Source organism: Kitasatospora sp. NPDC058115 (assembly GCF_042884635.1).
Classification (GTDB): Bacteria; Actinomycetota; Actinomycetes; order Streptomycetales; family Streptomycetaceae; genus Kitasatospora.
This window is the reverse complement of record NZ_JBHVTL010000009.1, coordinates 165,894-181,789: the sequence shown is the minus strand read 5'-3', so window position 1 is coordinate 181,789 and position 15,896 is coordinate 165,894. Positions and strand designations below refer to the sequence as shown.

At 75.3% G+C, this 15,896-nt stretch carries 13 protein-coding genes; 9 read left to right on the top strand and 4 right to left on the bottom strand.

Annotated features, from left to right (window positions below; translation table 11 throughout):
- Window positions 1-406 precede the first annotated feature (406 nt).
- Window positions 407-1,624, top strand: coding sequence for an ROK family transcriptional regulator (locus ACFVVL_RS12400; RefSeq protein WP_380292043.1), 1,218 nt, complete (start codon window positions 407-409; stop codon window positions 1,622-1,624).
- Between the two features lie 76 nt (window positions 1,625-1,700).
- Here the strand turns inward: ACFVVL_RS12400 and ACFVVL_RS12395 are convergent, their stop codons facing one another.
- Window positions 1,701-2,174: a DUF6623 family protein gene (locus ACFVVL_RS12395; protein WP_380292045.1), complete on the bottom strand. Its 474-nt coding sequence runs from the start codon at window positions 2,172-2,174 to the stop codon at window positions 1,701-1,703.
- A gap of 239 nt (window positions 2,175-2,413) precedes the next feature.
- On the opposite strand from ACFVVL_RS12395, the gene ACFVVL_RS12390 reads away from it, so the two are divergent.
- A complete protein-coding gene (locus tag ACFVVL_RS12390; RefSeq protein ID WP_387673907.1) occupies window positions 2,414-3,190 on the top strand; it encodes a GNAT family N-acetyltransferase in 777 nt (258 codons plus the stop codon).
- A gap of 186 nt (window positions 3,191-3,376) precedes the next feature.
- The gene (locus ACFVVL_RS12385) at window positions 3,377-3,985 is read left to right on the top strand and encodes a hypothetical protein (protein ID WP_387673905.1); all 609 of its coding nucleotides are present in this window, start codon (window positions 3,377-3,379) and stop codon (window positions 3,983-3,985) included.
- 23 nt (window positions 3,986-4,008) lie between these two features.
- Here the strand turns inward: ACFVVL_RS12385 and ACFVVL_RS12380 are convergent, their stop codons facing one another.
- Window positions 4,009-4,683 carry a transcriptional regulator gene (locus ACFVVL_RS12380; RefSeq protein WP_387673902.1) on the bottom strand — a complete coding sequence of 225 codons (675 nt, stop codon included), beginning with the start codon at window positions 4,681-4,683 and terminating at the stop codon, window positions 4,009-4,011.
- A gap of 192 nt (window positions 4,684-4,875) precedes the next feature.
- Between ACFVVL_RS12380 and ACFVVL_RS12375 the strand changes: the two genes are divergently transcribed.
- The gene (locus ACFVVL_RS12375; protein ID WP_387673900.1) at window positions 4,876-5,406 is read left to right on the top strand and encodes a hypothetical protein; all 531 of its coding nucleotides are present in this window, start codon (window positions 4,876-4,878) and stop codon (window positions 5,404-5,406) included.
- Here the strand turns inward: ACFVVL_RS12375 and ACFVVL_RS12370 are convergent.
- The gene (locus ACFVVL_RS12370; protein WP_387673897.1) at window positions 5,360-6,067 is read right to left on the bottom strand and encodes a hypothetical protein; all 708 of its coding nucleotides are present in this window, start codon (window positions 6,065-6,067) and stop codon (window positions 5,360-5,362) included. The two genes, ACFVVL_RS12375 and ACFVVL_RS12370, sit on opposite strands and share 47 nt — an antisense overlap.
- A 214-nt stretch (window positions 6,068-6,281) precedes the next feature.
- Here ACFVVL_RS12370 and ACFVVL_RS12365 point away from each other — a divergent pair, with 214 nt between their 5' ends.
- The gene (locus tag ACFVVL_RS12365) at window positions 6,282-7,943 is read left to right on the top strand and encodes an MFS transporter (RefSeq protein ID WP_387673894.1); all 1,662 of its coding nucleotides are present in this window, start codon (window positions 6,282-6,284) and stop codon (window positions 7,941-7,943) included.
- A gap of 30 nt (window positions 7,944-7,973) precedes the next feature.
- Here the strand turns inward: ACFVVL_RS12365 and ACFVVL_RS12360 are convergent, their stop codons facing one another.
- The gene (locus ACFVVL_RS12360) at window positions 7,974-8,930 is read right to left on the bottom strand and encodes a tellurite resistance/C4-dicarboxylate transporter family protein (RefSeq protein ID WP_387673891.1); all 957 of its coding nucleotides are present in this window, start codon (window positions 8,928-8,930) and stop codon (window positions 7,974-7,976) included.
- A gap of 161 nt (window positions 8,931-9,091) precedes the next feature.
- Between ACFVVL_RS12360 and ACFVVL_RS12355 the strand changes: the two genes are divergently transcribed.
- Genes ACFVVL_RS12355 through narI form a run of 4 tightly spaced genes read left to right on the top strand, consistent with a single transcriptional unit; the run spans window position 9,092 to window position 15,823 of the window.
- Entirely contained in the window at window positions 9,092-12,808 is a 3,717-nt protein-coding gene (locus tag ACFVVL_RS12355; RefSeq protein WP_387673888.1) for a nitrate reductase subunit alpha, read from the top strand.
- Entirely contained in the window at window positions 12,808-14,439 is a 1,632-nt protein-coding gene (gene narH, locus ACFVVL_RS12350; protein WP_380292063.1) for a nitrate reductase subunit beta, read from the top strand. Before ACFVVL_RS12355 ends, narH begins: the two co-directional genes overlap by 1 nt.
- Window positions 14,436-15,065 (top strand): nitrate reductase molybdenum cofactor assembly chaperone, encoded by a 630-nt coding sequence (gene narJ, locus ACFVVL_RS12345; protein WP_387673885.1) that lies wholly within the window; start codon window positions 14,436-14,438, stop codon window positions 15,063-15,065. Before narH ends, narJ begins: the two co-directional genes overlap by 4 nt.
- A 32-nt stretch (window positions 15,066-15,097) precedes the next feature.
- A complete protein-coding gene (narI, locus tag ACFVVL_RS12340) occupies window positions 15,098-15,823 on the top strand; it encodes a respiratory nitrate reductase subunit gamma (RefSeq protein WP_380292067.1) in 726 nt (241 codons plus the stop codon).
- The last annotated feature ends 73 nt before the right edge of the window (window positions 15,824-15,896 follow it).

Below are 15,896 nucleotides of genomic sequence, written 5' to 3'. Positions count from 1 at the left end.
CTCCGGTCCTGGATTCCGACACATGCTGATGCACTGCGCAAAGCTCCCGAGTGTGCTGGTTCCGGCTTCGGTCGACGATTGTGCGCCAGGACCGGGGCCTTGCGGCAAGACCCCCCGTGCGCTATACGTTGAGAGTGGCAAGGAGAGCGTGACGCCCTTCCGCCCCTGCCTCCTCCCCCTCCTCCGGTACCGGCCCCGCGCGCGGAAACCCCCCGGTGAGCGACGTGACGACCGGTCATACTGGCTGGTGCCCCGGGCCCGGGCGCCGACCGGCGCACCCCGGGACCGACCGCGCCCCCAGAACCCGTGCCCCAGACCAGTACCGCAGACCAGTACCGCAGACCCGTGCCCCCGACCGGCGTGCCGGACCGGCGGGCCGGCCCTGCGCCCCAGACCGGAGGACCCGATGAGCCGCGACCTGCCGACCACCGTTCCGCCGGGCCCCGCACCGGCGCAGCCGTGGAACCGGCAGCGGTTGCGCAGCAACAACGAGTGGCTGCTGCTCGAACGGCTGCGCCTCGGCGGCCCGTCCTCGCGCGCCCAACTCGCCCGCGACACCGGCCTGTCCAAGCCCACCGTCTCCGCCGCCCTGGCCGCCCTCGAACACGCCGGACTGGCCCGCGAGGCCGGCCGGTTCATCCCCGAGCGCGGGCGCTCCGCCGTCCTGTACGAGCCCGATCCGCTCGCCGGGCACGTCCTCGGCGTCGACATCGGCCGGGCCCGGCTGCGGGTCGCCGTCGCCGACCTCGCCGGGGACATCGTGGCCCGCCGTGACGTCCCCAACGAGGGGCGGACGGCGGACGCCGTCGCCGACGCGGTGGTGGCCGCCGCCCGCGAGGCCACCGACGAGGCCGGTGTGACGGCGGCGGACATCGTGCATGCGGTGATCGGCACGCCCGGCGTCTGGGACGAGCAGCGGCGCGGCGTGCGGTACGCCACCAGCCTGCCGGGCTGGGGCAGACCCGGGCTCTTCGACCGGATAGCGGACGGGCTGTCGACCACGATCACCGTCGGCAACGACGCCAACCTCGCCGCGCTCGGCGAGTACACGCTCGGCGCGGGCCGGGGGAGCGGCAGCCGGATGTTCGCCTACGTGCTGGTCGGCACCGGCCTCGGCGTGGGCGTGGTCAAGGACGGCGAGCCGCTGGTCGGCGCGCACGGCGCGCTGGGCGAAGTGGGCCTGGTCCCGCTCCCGCCGTCCCCCGACGGGACGCCCGGCGGCACCGTCGAGCAGGCCGCGGCGGCGGACGCCGTCGTCCGTACCGCCCTCGACCTCGGGATGACCGGTCCGCTGACGGCCAAGGAGGTCTTCGACGCGGCGCGGTCCGGCGACCCGCTGGCGGGCGCCGCGGTGCAGCGTGCGGCCGGTCAACTCGCCTACGCGGTGGCGGTGCTGTCGGCCGTTCTGGACCCGGACCTGATCGTCCTGGGCGGCGGCATCGGAGGCAGCGCCGACCTGCTGCTCGACCCCCTCGGCCGGACGCTGCAGCACCTCAGTCCGATGCGCCCCACCCTCGCGCCGAGCAGCCTCGGCGAGGAGGCCGTCCTCCTGGGCGCCGTCGCCACCGCCCTCGACCGCGCCCGGCCCGAGGTCTTCGAACGGCGCTCGGCGCTGGTGGACTGAGTGACCGGCGGACCGGGCGGGCGGCGGGTCGGGTGGGCGGCGGGTCGGGCGGCCGGGATTCCTTTTCCGTTTCCGGTCAGGTCGTGAAATCACCGCCCGCCGTTCCGAGGATCAGCCGGGAGGGGGCGATCGGCGTGTCGAATCCGATCGCGGCGACGACGAAGAAGGAGATGCCGATACCGAAGGCGACCGAATGCGGCTGGTCGAGGTTGAACGTGTTCTGGCCGTCCAGTCCGCCGCGGTGGTCGCCCTCGAAGGCGAGGTTCTCGAATTGCTGGACGGGCGCGGAACCGTCCCACACGTGGAGCCGGGTGACCTGCCCGAATCCGACGTCCGTGCTGAACAGGATGAAGACCCTGACCAGGTTGGTCCGCACGTCGTCGACGATCACCGGCGTGGGCACGGTGATGTGGAACCAACTGGTCTTTCCCGGCGTGATGTCGACGTCGGAGCCCCACCCGAAGTGCCCGTTGCGGCTGAGATTCTCGGGATTCTCCACCGTCATGGCGTTCCCGTGGATCCAACTCGCTTGCAACGCCACAAGACCCACCTCCTAGGCAGGTTATGTCTTTTTTCTTTCAGTCTCACACTCCGGAGTCGCGGCTTTCAAGGGCCGGACCCCGCCTACTTTCCGCTGCCGAAATCCGATGACCGATTCGGAGAGTAATGCCCGCCCGGTGGTGGGGACGGGTGGTCTCGTCGAACGCCCGCGCCTGGGGCACTCTTGTCGTGCCGTCATGGACGGATCCCGTCCGGCCCCGCCTGCGGCACCGAGATCCAGGAGGTCCCGTGTCCCGTCACACCGCGAGGGAGATCGGCGGCTGCGAGGAACTGCGGGCCCGCTGCGGGGGCGACGCGCTGTGCCTGTGGGCGGCGCAGGGCCTGGACGGGCGCAGCCGGGCCTGGTCGAGCGACGACGGCCGTGCGGTGGTCGTCGCCGGGGCGGACCTGCTGGCCCGGGCGCGGGCGGTGGTGTGGGGAGCCCCGGACGCGGCGGTCCCGTTGCTGCGGCAGGTGATGGCCGGGGCGGGGCCGGCGTGCCGGCCGCTCGGCGACCGGAGCCTGATCGAGGCGGTCGTCCGGGAGATCCCGGGGCTGACGGCGTCCGGACCCTTCGGCTGGATGGACCGGCACGGCCCGCCGGATGACGGCCTGCCGGATGACGGTGGGGCGGAGGACGGTGGGGCGGGCTGGCTCCCGGCGGGTGCGCTGGGCGAGGTGGGGCGACTCGTCCGCACGAGCTTCCCGGATTCCTACGCGAAGCCGGGGGTGCCCGGCGTCGAGCGGTGGGCGGGGGTGCGGGACTCCGCGGGCCGGCTGGCGGCGGTGGGGGCGTTCGCCTGGTGCGCGCCCACGGTCGGCTTCCTCTCCGGTGTCGCCGTGCACCCGGCGGCGCGCCGGCGCGGGTTCGGGCGGCAGGTCGGCGGCTTCCTCGTCGCCGAGGCGCTGAAGGCCCACGGGTCGGTGGCGCTGATGGTGGACGACTGGAACGACGCCGCCCGCGGGCTCTACGAAGGCCTCGGCCTGCGGTACCGCCCCCTGGGCGCGGCGTCGGTCCGCGGGTGAGCGGTGGCTGATTCCCGTCGCAGGCATGGCTGGGATTGGCGGTATGTGATCAGACCTGTTCATTGATCGACGCTCCGTGATCGGCAGGTCTCGATCTGCTTACAAGTGCTTGAACTATGGACAGATCGTGTGGCCGGTCTGGTTGACTCGCGAACCTCTTTCAAACGGAACGGAGCGTTCACGTCCATGCCTTCACGGATGCGCGGCGGTCGTCGCGGCCTGGCCGCCGTCGCCGGACTCGTCTTCACGGTCGGCCTCGCGCTGACCGGTTGTGACCCCACGACCGGCGACACCGCCACCGTCGCGGCCACCACGCCGGCGGTCACGGCCGCGGTCACCACCCCGGCGGCGCCGCCCGCACCGGCGACTCCCACGCCGGAGCTGACGCCCGCACCGGTCGCCCCGCCGGTCGCCCCGCCGGTGGAGACGCAGCCGCCGGCGCCGGAGCCGCCCGCCGCCGCGCCCGCGCCGACCACCCCCGCGGCGCCGCCGAAGGCGCAGCCGACCAGGACCGCCGCCCCCGCCGCCACCCCCAAGCCGCAGCCGACGCCCACCAAGGCCGAGCCGCAGCCCAAGGTCACGACCGCCCAGCCGCCGACCGACCCCGACCCGGCGCCCGCCGAGACCAAGGCCGCGGCGGCCACCGGTGACTGCGAGATCAAGTCCAACGCCGGCAACTGCTACAAGGCGGGCCAGTTCTGCCGCAACGACGACCTCGGCAGGAGCACCCACGAGGCGAGCGGCCGGGTGATCACCTGCCGGATGGTCAGCGGCAAGCCGCACTGGCAGGCGTGAGCCCGGCCCGGGTCCCCGGCGGCTCAGGGCCGTTCGGCGAGCGTGCTCCAGAACAGCCGCTCGTACGCCTGTAGCAGCCGGCCGTACTCGCGGGCGGCGTCGAGGTCCGGACCGGCGGTCGATCCCGCCGGTCCGAGCGCCTCGGCCGCCGCCCGCTCCAGCGCGGTCGCGGGCTGCGCGAAGAAGTCGAAGAACGCGCACGCCTCGTCCCCGAACCCGTGGAACCGGCGCAGCGCCGCGGCCAGCGTGGCGCAGTACCCGCCCCAGGCCGCGAAGTTGGCCACCAGCGCCGCCGCCACGGCGGGCGGCCGCCCGTTCAGCGCCAGCCACGCCAGATACGCCGGGTAGGCCTGGCACCCCGGCAGCGGCGCCTGCGCGGCAGCCGGTCCGCAGGCCGCCGCCAGCGCGGGCAGCGTGCGCAGCGCGGCGCTCTCGCCGTCCGCCAGCCCGGCGAACCACGCGCCCAGCGGCTCGTCCGCGCACCGGGTGGCGAGCAGCAGCAGACTGCGCCGGTCGGAGGTGATGACCCGCCGCTGCTGCGCCGCCAGCTCGGCGAGCACCGTGAGCCGCCCCCGGCCCGCCGCGAACTGCGCCACCACCTCGGGCGGTTCCTCGCCGCTCGGGGTCAACTCGTCCCGTAGCCCGCGCAGGTGCCGCTCGGCAGCGAGCTCCGGCTGGTTCGGCTGGTCGGTCGGCATGCACGGCCTCCGCATCGTCGGTCCGCCCCCGGCTCCATTCCTACCCGCCCCGGCCCCTTCGGCGGCACCGCCGTCCCGGTGGATCACCGGCCGGCGTGCGCGCCCGGCAGCGCGGCGGGACGATGGAAGCGACGGGGGATCCGTGGGACGCGGCGTCCCGGCCGACGCGGGACGGCGGGAAGGACATCCGGCATGGCTACCGTGACGAAGGACGACCCGACCTGCAGCGCGGAGATCATCTTCACCGGCAACATCGGCCTCCGTCCGTTCATCGAGAATCCCGACACGCTGCTCCCGCCGCCCCACGCCACGGCGGTGCTGAACATCGACGTGCTGGCGGCCACCGGGTTCGAGAACACGCTCTTCGAGGACATCGAGGTCGTCCTGGAGATCAAGGGCCCGCCCGGCGTCCGGTTCGTGGAGTACTCGGAGCGCCCCAACTGGCACTGGGGCAACCCCGACGGCGCCGGCGGCTGGGTGGAGGTCCTCCGGGGCACGCCCACCACGCGCCTGCGCATGCGGCTGGACGAGGGCAAGCTGCTCCGCCCCGCCCCGGTCGACGGGCTCACCTTCTACACCGGCCTGTCCGCATTCCCGGTCGACGGCACGCTCGACCTCGCTGCGGTGGCCACGGCGCGGCGGGTCACCGAGACGGCGCAGACCTGCTCCATCGAGGTCACGGGCCTGAAGGAGGGCGAGACGCTCCGCGGACGGCGGAGCTGAGCGGTCGCGCGGGACGCGCGCGGGCAGGCGGCAGGGGACACGGGCCGCCCGGACCGGGCCAACCGTCGCCGGGCCGGGTGGAGCCGAGTTCTGCGGCCCGCCCCGGGCTTCCGTGCGACAGCCGCGCGTAGGTCTTCGGGTTCTCCTCGGCCGGCCGGCGCAGGGCGGCGGCAGCCCGGGCCCCGGGCGCGGTGCCGTCGTCCGGGATGTCCCAGCTGAACCGGAGGGCCCGGTCGGGCCGTTCCGGTGTTCCGGACGCCGGGCCCGGCAGGTACGAGAAGGTGACCACGGTGGTGCCGGGGTCGTCGAGGCCGGTGCCGACCCGGCCCGGGCGGGCGTCCCACCGGCCCAGCAGGTCCGGACGCTCGATCGGCCCCGCCCCGATCGGGCGGGCGACGGTGCGGGCCGGCCATGACCAGGGGCGGTCGCTCCCGGCCCTCGCGACCTCCGCGTCGTAGAGCCGGGCGTCGAACCGGTAGGACGACAGCCCGGGTCCGCCGGGCCCGGCCGCGGTCCGTCTCCGGTCCTCCCGCACCACCTGGTCCCCGTCCCGCCGGATGGTGACGTGGAGGGCGCCGCAGCACCCCTCCGTGCAGGACACCTCGGCGAGCCGCACCTCGCGGGCGTGCGCCCCGGCCCGCAGCAGGCCGTCGTCCGGCAACGGCCCCGGCCCCGCCCGCAGCCCCGAGCGGGGCCGTCGACGAGCACCCGGGTCTGCCGCGCCCGTGCCCGTGCCCCGGCCCGTCCCTGTGCCCCGGCCCGTGCCCACCGTGCACTCCCGGGGCACCACCCGTGCGCCCACGGGCACGTCCGCCCGCCCGGCCCGGCCTAGGGTCCGAATCCGAACCCCCGACCCCCACCCGCAACGGACCGGTATGAGCACCATGACCACCCCCGCCCGGCGCCCGGCGGACGACTCGGCGTGGGCCCCGCTCGCGGGCCGCGTCTTCCGCGCCCTGTGGATCGCCCAACTCGTCTCCAACGTCGGCAGCTGGATGCAGACCGTCGGCGCCCAGTGGCTGCTGGTCGGCCACGACGCCGCCCTGCTGGCCCTGGTGCAGACCGCCGCGAGCCTGCCGGTCGTCCTGCTGGCGCTGCCCGCCGGCGTGCTGGCCGACCGCCGCGACCGGCGCTCGGTGCTGGTCGCCGCGCAGGTCGTGATGCTCCTCGTCGCGACCGTCCTCGCGGTGCTGGCCTTCGCCGGTGCGCTGACCCCCGGCCCGCTGCTCGGCCTCACCTTCCTGCTCGGCTGCGGCACCGCCGTGATGGGCCCGGCCTGGCAGGCCGTCCAGCCGGAGCTGGTGGAGCGCCGGCAGCTGGGGCAGGCGGCGGCGCTCGGCGCCGTCAACATGAACCTGGCGCGGGCGGTCGGCCCGGCGGTCGGCGGCGCGGTGGTCGCGGCGGCCGGCGCGGGCTGGGTGTTCGCCTTCAACGCCGCCTCCTACCTCTGCGTCCTGGTGGTGCTGCTGCGCTGGCACCGGACGGCGCCCCAGGACGGACCGGCCGGCGGGGCCGAAGGCCTGCTGGCGGCCGTGCACGCGGGGCGCCGCTACATCCGGTACGCGCCGGGGGTGCGGCGGGTGCTGCTGCGCACCGCGCTGTTCGTGCCCGGTGCGGGCGCGCTCTGGGCGCTGCTGCCGCTGGTCGCGCGCCGCTCGCTGGGCCTCGGCCCGGGCGGCTACGGCCTGCTGCTCGGGGCGGTCGGCGTCGGCGCGGTGGGCGGGGCGTTCGCGCTGCCGCTGCTGCGGCGCCGGCTCGGGGCGAACGGCACCCTGGTCGCGGGGACGATCGCCCTCGCCGGGGTGCTGGCGGTGCTGGCGACCGTCCGCCTGCCCTGGCTGGTCGGCCTCGCCCTGCTGCCCGCCGGCGTGGCCTGGATCGGGGTGCTGTCCACCCTCAACGCGGCGGTCCAGACCCGGCTGCCCGGCTGGGTGCGGGCCCGTGGCCTGGCCGTCCAGCTGCTGGTCTTCCAGGGCGGCCAGGCCCTGGCGGCCCCGCTGTGGGGGGTGCTGGCCGAGCGTCACGGACCGGGCGTCGCGCTGCTGACCGCCGGCGCGGTGCTGCTGGCGGGGGCGGTGGGCGCCCGCCGGCTGCCGCTGTACGACGGCGACGGGGTCGACCCGACGCCCTCCGGCCACTGGCCGCGGCCGCCCCTGGTGGTCGAACCGGCCCACGCGGACGGACCGGTGCTGGTCACCGTCGAGTACCGGGTGGAGCCGGAGCAGCGGGCCGCCTTCACCGGGCGGATGCGCCGGGTCGCCGCCTCGCGCCGCCGCACCGGCGCCCTCAGCTGGGGCCTCTACCAGGACGGCGGCGAGCCCGAGCGGTTCGTCGAGACCTATCTCGTCTCCTCCTGGGCGGAGCACCTGGCCCAGCACGACGGCCGGCTCACCGCCGCCGACCGCCGCGACGAGGAGGAGGCCCGCTCCCTGCTGCGCCCGGGCACCGCGCCCGCGGTGACGCACGCCTTCGACGTCTCGGCCGGCCCGCTCCCGCCGGCCACGGGCACCCGGGACCCCGGCCCGTCGGCGGCTTGAGGATCTGCGGCAGGACACGGTCCGAACGGATCACCGTGAAGGCCGGGGGCGGCTCCCCGGGCGGCGCCGCAGGCGGCGAAGCGCCCCGACGGCGACGATCAGCCAGACGGCCGCCGCCACCCAGAGCAGCGCCCGGCCGAGCGGCTCCAGCCAGTCCACCCGGGCGGCGGTGGCGGTCGACAGCGCCGCCACCGCCGTCATGCCCAGCGGGAAGACCGTCGACCAGCGCCGCAGGTCGTAGCGGAGCCGGGGCCGCAGCAGCTCGGCGACGGCCAGCACCGCGTACCAGGCCAGCGCGACGCCGAGCAGCACCAGCGTCACCACCCGCAGCGCGGTGTGCGCGCCACCGCTCCACACCCCGCAGGCGAGCAGCTTGGACGCGGCCAGCGCGGAGATCGCCATCGCCCCGCCGGCCACCCAGTGGTCGCCCGCCCCCTCCGTCACCTGGCGCAGGTCGAAGCGGAACAGCGCGTCCCCGTACAGGAGCAGGCCGAGCACGAAGACCGGCAGCGCCGCCCGGGCGAGCCAGTCGGCGGTGTGCGGGGCGAGGGTGGCGGCGAGCACGGCCAGGCCCTGGGTGGCGACGCAGATCAGGAAGGCCGCGCCCGGCAGCCTGCGGCCGAGGTGGCGCAGCACGGAGGTCAGCAGCACCGGCCAGGCGAGGGCCGCGACGACGAGCAGCGCCTCGGCGGCCGCCGTCCGGCCCAGCTGGTCCACGCGCACGCCGAGCACGGTCGTGGCGGCGACCGCGGTGAGCGCGGGCGGAGTCTGCGAGCGGGCCGTCCAGCCGCCGGGGTCGCCGAGCAGCAGGGCGGTGAAGGCGAGCGCCAGCAACAGCCAGAGCACGCCGGCGATCCAGAGGTCCGCGATCGACAGGGCGTCGAAGCCGGCGAGGTGGAAGCCGACCGAGATGATGCCGGTCGCCATCACCGCCGCGCCGGTCGCCGGCGGGACCGCGTCCCACCGCGGGCGGCTCCGTACGTTCATGGCTCCATCGCAGCGCCCGGGCGGGGACCCGGCCACCGGACGCGCCCGGACCGGGGCGCCGGTCGACGGCCGGTCACCCGGCAGGACCCCTCCGGGGTGCAGCGGTGCGGCCGGGCGGTTTCGATGGGCACACGGTCCGGCCCGGAAGCGGAGGGTGCCACGTGCGGGAGCCGACGAGCGAGTCCGGGAGCGCGGCGACGAGCGAGCCCGGTGCCGCGTTCCTCAGGGCGGGCCGGTTCTTCCGCCCCGGGACGCCCGCACCGGACCTGCACAGCGTCCGGCTGACCGGCGGGCGGGCGGCGGACGCCTTCTACCGGGACCGCTGGAGCCACGACAAGGTGGTGTACTCCACCCACGGCGTCAACTGCACCGGCTCCTGCCGCTGGAAGGTCTTCGTCAAGGACGGCATCATCACCTGGGAGACCCAGGCCACCGACTACCCGTCCGTCGGCCCCGACCGCCCCGAGTACGAGCCGCGCGGCTGCCCGCGCGGCGCCGCGTTCTCCTGGTACACCTACTCGCCCACCCGGGTGCGCCACCCCTACGTGCGCGGCGTGCTGCTGGAGCAGTACCGGGAGGCGCGGGCCCGGCTGGGGGACCCGGTGGCGGCCTGGGCGGACATCCAGGCCGACCCCGGGCGCCGTCGCGCCTACCAGCGGGCCCGTGGCAAGGGCGGCCTGGTGCGGGCGGGTTGGGACGAGGCGGTGGAGATCGTCGCCGCCGCGCACGTGCACACCGTGAAGACCCACGGCCCGGACCGGATCGCCGGGTTCTCGCCGATCCCGGCGATGTCGATGGTCTCGCACGCGGCCGGCGCCCGCTTCCACGCGCTGATCGGCGCCGCCATGCTCTCGTTCTACGACTGGTACGCCGACCTGCCGGTGGCCTCCCCGCAGGTGTTCGGCGACCAGACCGACGTGCCCGAGTCGGGGGACTGGTGGGACGCCGCCTACCTGGTGATGTGGGGCTCCAACGTCCCGGTCACCCGCACCCCGGACGCGCACTGGATGGCCGAGGCCCGCTACCGCGGCCAGAAGGTGGTGGCGGTCTCGCCGGACTACGCGGACAACACCAAGTTCGCCGACGAGTGGCTGCACCCCCACCCGGGCACCGACGCCGCCCTCGCCCTCGCCATGGGCCACGTGATCCTGCGGGAGTTCTTCGTCGAGCGCACCACCCCGTTCTTCGACGACTACGTCCGCCGCTTCACCGACCTGCCGTTCCTGGTCACCCTGACCGAACGGGACGGCGCCTTCGTCCCCGCCAAGTTCCTGCGCGCGAGCGACCTCGGCGACACCGGCGAGGGCGCCGACTGGAAGCTCGCCGTCCTGGACGAGGCGACCGGCCGCCCCGCCGTGCCCAACGGCTCGCTGGGCTTCCGCTGGACGGCCTCCGGCGAGGGCCGGTGGAACCTCGACCTGGAGGACCTGCGCCCGCGGCTGACCCTGCACGGGGACGACGCCGCCGCCCCCGTCGAGGTGCTGCTGCCGCGCTTCGACACCGAGGGCGGCGCGCACGGCCAGGGCCGCGGCGACACCGTCCGCCGGGGCGTGCCCGCGCTGCGGCTGGCCGGCGGCGCGCTGGTCACCACCGTCTACGACCTGCTGCTCGCCCAGTACGGCGTCGGCCGCGAAGGGCTGCCCGGCCGCTGGCCCGCCTCCTACGACGACCCGGACACCCCCGGCACCCCCGCCTGGCAGGAGCGCCACACCTCGGTGCCCGCCGCCCAGGCCGTCCGGGTGGCACGGGAGTTCGCGCGCACCGCCGAGGAGTCCCGGGGCCGCTGCATGATCCTGATGGGCGCCGGCACCAACCACTGGTTCCACTCCGAGACCATCTACCGGACCTTTCTCGCCCTGCTCGCCCTGACCGGCTGCCAGGGCCGCAACGGCGGCGGCTGGGCGCACTACGTCGGCCAGGAGAAGTGCCGGCCGATCACCGGCTGGGCGACCCTGGCCGGGGCCACCGACTGGTCCCGCCCGCCCCGGCAGGCGATCGGCACCGGCTGGTTCTTCCTGCACACCGACCAGTGGCGCTACGACACCTACCCGGCGGACGTCCTGGCCTCCCCGCTCGGCACCGGCCGCTTCCGGGGCCTGGCCACCGTCGACCTGCTGGCCCGCGCCGCCCGGCTCGGCTGGATGCCCTCCTACCCGACCTTCGACCGCAACCCGCTCGACCTCGTGGACGAGGCCCGCGCGCTCGGCCGCGACCCGAAGGAGCACGTCGTCGCCGAACTGCGCGCCGGGCGGCTCGGGTTCGCCTGCGAGGACCCGGACGACCCGGCCAACTGGCCCCGGGTGCTGACGCTGTGGCGGGCCAACCTGCTCGGCTCCTCCGCCAAGGGCGCCGAGTACTTCACCAAACACCTGCTGGGCACCCACTCCTCGCTGCGCGCCCGGGAGGCCGGCGAGGACCTGCGGCCGCGCGACGTGCGCCGGCCCGCCGAGGCCCCCGAGGGCAAACTCGACCTGCTGCTCTCGCTGGACTTCCGGATGACCTCCTCCACCCTGCTCTCCGACGTCGTGCTGCCCGCCGCCACCTGGTACGAGAAGCACGACCTGTCCTCCACCGACATGCACCCCTACGTGCACTCCTTCGCCCCCGCCGTCGACCCGCCCTGGCAGGCCCGCACCGACTTCGACGCCTTCCACGCGATCGCCGCGCGGTTCAGCGAACTCGCCCGCGACCACCTGGGCACCCGGCACGACCTGGTCGCCACCGCGCTGCAGCACGACACCCCCGGCGAGACCGCCCAACCCGGCGGCACCGACCTGGACTGGCGGGACGGCGCCTGCGAGCCCGTCCCCGGCGTCACGATGCCGAACCTCGCCGTCGTCGAACGCGACTACACCGCGGTGTCGGCCAAGATGGCCTCGCTCGGCCCGCTGGCCGAACGGCTCGGCCTGCCCGCCAAGGGCGTGGTGCTGCACCCGGAGGAGGAGGTCGAGCAGCTCAAGGCCCGCAACGGCGTGGTCCGCGGCGGCCCCGCCGACGGCCGTCCGGCCCTGGACACCGCCGTCAAGGCCTGCGACACCGTCCTCGCCCTGTCCGGCACCACCAACGGCCGGCTCGCCACCCAGGGCTTCCGCGCCCTGGAGCGGCGCACCGGACGGGAGCTGGCGCACCTGGCCGCCGAGCACGAGGGCCGCCGGATCTCCTACGCCGACACCCAGGCCGCCCCCGCCCCGGTCATCACCTCGCCCGAGTGGTCCGGCAGCGAGGCCGGCGGGCGCCGCTACAGCCCGTTCACCCTCAACACCGAGCACCTCAAGCCCTGGCACACGCTCAGCGGCCGCCAGCACTTCTTCGTCGACCACGACTGGATGCACGAACTCGGCGAGGCCCTGCCGGTCTACCGCCCGCCGCTGGACATCCGCCGGCTGTTCGGCGAGCCCGCCCTCGGGCCCGACGGGCAGCGGGAGGTGACCGTCCGCTACCTCACCCCGCACAACAAGTGGTCCATCCACTCCGAGTACCAGGACAACCTGTTCATGCTCGCGCTCTCCCGCGGCGGGCAGGTGATCTGGATGTCGGCCGAGGACGCCGCCGCCATCGGCGTCGCCGACAACGACTGGATCGAGGCCGTCAACCGCAACGGCGTCGTCGTCGCCCGCGCCGTCGTCTCGCACCGCATGCCGCCCGGCACCGTCTACATGCACCACGCCCAGGAGCGCACCGTCAACGTGCCCCGCGCCGAGACCGGCGGACGGCGCGGCGGCATCCACAACTCGCTGACCAGGGTGCTGCTCAAGCCCACCCACCTGATCGGCGGCTACGCCCAGCTCTCCTGGGCGTTCAACTACCTCGGCCCGACCGGGAACCAGCGCGACGAGGTGACGGTCGTCCGCCGGCGCCGCCAGGAGGTGCGGTACTGATGCGCGTGATGGCCCAGCTCGCCATGGTGATGAACCTCGACAAGTGCATCGGCTGCCACACCTGTTCGGTCACCTGCAAGCAGACCTGGACCAACCGGCAGGGCACCGAGTACGTCTGGTTCAACAACGTCGAGACCCGCCCCGGCCTCGGCTACCCGCGCCGCTACGAGGACCAGGACACCTGGCGCGGCGGCTGGCGCCTCGACCGGCGCGGACGGCTCAAGCTGCGCCAGGGCGGACGGCTGTACAAGCTCGCCACGATCTTCGCCAACCCCGTGATGCCCACCCTCCAGGACTACTACGAGCCCTGGACGTACGACTACCGCACGCTGACCGACGCCCCGCTCGGCGAGGACTACCCCGTCGCCCGCCCCCACTCGCTGATCACCGGCCGCCCGATGTCCGTCGAGTGGTCGCCCAACTGGGACGACGACCTCGGCGGCGCCCCCGAGCACGCCGCCGCCGACCCCAACGTCGAGCGGATGCGGCGGGAGGTGGGCGAGCGGATCCGCTTCCAGTACGAGCAGAGCTTCATGTTCTACCTGCCCCGGATCTGCGAGCACTGCCTCAACCCGGCCTGCGCCGCCGCCTGCCCGTCCGGCGCGATCTACAAGCGGGCCGAGGACGGCATCGTGCTCGTCGACCAGGACGGCTGCCGGGGCTGGCGCCAGTGCGTCACCGGCTGCCCGTACAAGAAGATCTACTTCAACCACCGCACCGGCAAGGCCGAGAAGTGCACCTTCTGCTACCCGCGCACCGAGGTCGGCCTGCCCACCGTCTGCTCCGAGACCTGTGTCGGGCGGCTGCGCTACCTCGGCGTGCTGCTGTACGACGCCGACGGGGTCACCGCCGCCGCCTCCGTCGAGGACGAACGCGACCTGTACGAGGCCCAGCTGGGCGTCCTCCTGGACCCGGAGGACCCCGGGGTGCGGCGCGCCGCCGAACGCGACGGCATCCCGCACGACTGGCTGGAGGCCGCCCGCCGCTCGCCCGTGCACGCGCTCGTCAGCACCTACCGGGTCGCGCTGCCGCTCCACCCCGAGTACCGCACCCTGCCGATGGTCTGGTACATTCCGCCGCTCTCCCCGGTCGTCGAGGAGGTCGCCGCCGCCGGCCACGACGGCGAGGACGCCGGGAACCTCTTCGGCGCGATCGACGCCCTGCGCATCCCCGTGGAGTACCTCGCCGGGCTCTTCACCGCCGGCGACCCCGCACCGGTGCGCGCCGTCCTCGACCGGCTCGCCGCGATGCGCTCCCACATGCGCGCCGTCAACCTCGGCCGCGAGCCCGACCCGGGCGTCGCCGAGGCCGTCGGACTCGACGCCCGCTCCGTCGAGGACCTCTTCCGGCTGCTCGCCGTCGCCAAGTACGAGGACCGCTACGTCATCCCGACCGCCGCCCGCGCCGACGCCGAACGGCTGGAGGAGTCCGCGCTGCCCGCCGGCTGCGGCCTCGACCACGCCGACGGCGCGCCCGACGGCACCGACGGCCCCGTCGGCGCCGGCTCGGGACGGCGCTCGCTGCCGCTGGTCACCGTGGAGAGCTTCCACGCACTGCGCCGGCGCCAGAGCGCCGACCACCCGGCGGCACCCGAGGACGCCGCCGCCGCGCACGAGGAGCCCTCGCCGTGACGACCGACCCCCGGGCGCTCGTCCGGCGGGCCGCCGCCGACTGCCTCTGCTACCCGGATGCCCCGCTGCTCGCACCGGCCGTCCTGCTGCGGCCGGTCCGGCACGCCTCCGCCGCGCCGCTGCGCACCTTCCTCGACTGGGCCGGGGCCCGCCCCGCCGGTGAACTGGCCCGCCACTACGTCGAGGTGTTCGACTTCACCCAGCGGCACACCCTGCACCTCAGCTGGTGGACCGACGGCGACACCCGCCGGCGCGGGCAGGCCCTGCTGCGCTTCAAGGCCGCCTACCGGGCGCACGGCCTGGAGTTCGGGGGCGGGGACCAGTCCGAGGGCGGGGAACTGCCCGACTTCCTGCCCGCCGTCCTGGAGTTCACCGCCGCCACCGGCGACGAGACGCTGCTGCGGGGGCACCGGCCCGCCCTGGAACTCCTGCGGCTCGCCCTCGCCGAGCACGGCACGCCGTACGCGCACGTGCTCACCGCCGTCTGCGCCACCCTGCCCGGACCCTCGCCCCGGGACCGGGCCGCCGCGCTGGCGCTCGCCCGGGGCGGCCCGCCGAGCGAACGGGTCGGCCTCGACGCCCCGCCGTACGGGCACCTCGGCCTGCTGCCCGTCCTGCCCACCTGACCGGAGAACCGGAGAACCGGAGAACCGCCACCATGGACACCTTCCTCTGGGGCGCGCTGCCGTACGTCGCGGCCGCGCTGCTGGTCTCCGGACTCGTCTGGCGCCACCGCTACGACAGGTTCGGCTGGACCACCCGCTCCTCCGAGCTCTACGAGTCCCGCCTGCTGAACATCGCCTCCCCGGTGTTCCACTACGGCATCCTCTTCGTGCTGGCCGGCCACCTGATGGGCCTGTTCGTGCCCGCCTCCTGGACGGACGCCGTCGGCCTGGACGAGCACGCCTACCACCTGCTGTCGCTGTTCGCCGGCTGCGCGGCGGGCTTCCTGGCCGTCGCCGGGATCCTCGCCCTGCTCCACCGCCGGCGCCGCAACCCCGCGGTGCTGCGCGCCACCACCCGCAACGACAAGCTGATGTACGTGGTGCTGCTCGCGGCGATCGTGCTCGGCCTGGTCGCCAAGCTGATGCACTCCTCGCTCGACTCCGGCTACGACTACCGCTCCACCATCGCCCCGTGGGCCCGCAGCCTGTTCACCCTGAACCCGGACGTGGGCCGGATGGCGGACGTCCCCCTCGCGTTCAAGGTGCACGCCGTGGTCGGCCTGGTGCTGTTCGCGCTGCTGCCCTTCACCCGCCTGGTCCACATGTTCAGCGCCCCGGTGCAGTATCTGTTCCGCCCGTACATCGTCTACCGCAGCCGCGACCCCCGCCGGCCCGCCGGCACCCCGGTGCGGCGCGGCTGGGAGCAGCTCGACGAGTGAGCGCCGCGCCGCGGGCACCCCTGAGCGGGCGGGCGGCTGCCCCGTCGCCCCGCCCCCGGCGGGCCCCCGCCGA

Excerpts from the sequence above, each read along its gene's own strand:
- narI (WP_380292067.1), top strand. The coding sequence starts at position 15,098 with ATGGACACCTTCCTCTGGGGCGCGCTGCCGTACGTCGCGGCCGCGCTG.
- narH (WP_380292063.1), top strand. The coding sequence starts at position 12,808 with ATGCGCGTGATGGCCCAGCTCGCCATGGTGATGAACCTCGACAAGTGC.
- ACFVVL_RS12385 (WP_387673905.1), top strand. The coding sequence starts at position 3,377 with ATGCCTTCACGGATGCGCGGCGGTCGTCGCGGCCTGGCCGCCGTCGCC.
- ACFVVL_RS12360 (WP_387673891.1), bottom strand. The coding sequence starts at position 8,930 with ATGAACGTACGGAGCCGCCCGCGGTGGGACGCGGTCCCGCCGGCGACC.
- ACFVVL_RS12400 (WP_380292043.1), top strand. The coding sequence starts at position 407 with ATGAGCCGCGACCTGCCGACCACCGTTCCGCCGGGCCCCGCACCGGCG.
- ACFVVL_RS12365 (WP_387673894.1), top strand. The coding sequence starts at position 6,282 with ATGAGCACCATGACCACCCCCGCCCGGCGCCCGGCGGACGACTCGGCG.
- ACFVVL_RS12380 (WP_387673902.1), bottom strand. The coding sequence starts at position 4,683 with ATGCCGACCGACCAGCCGAACCAGCCGGAGCTCGCTGCCGAGCGGCAC.
- ACFVVL_RS12375 (WP_387673900.1), top strand. The coding sequence starts at position 4,876 with ATGGCTACCGTGACGAAGGACGACCCGACCTGCAGCGCGGAGATCATC.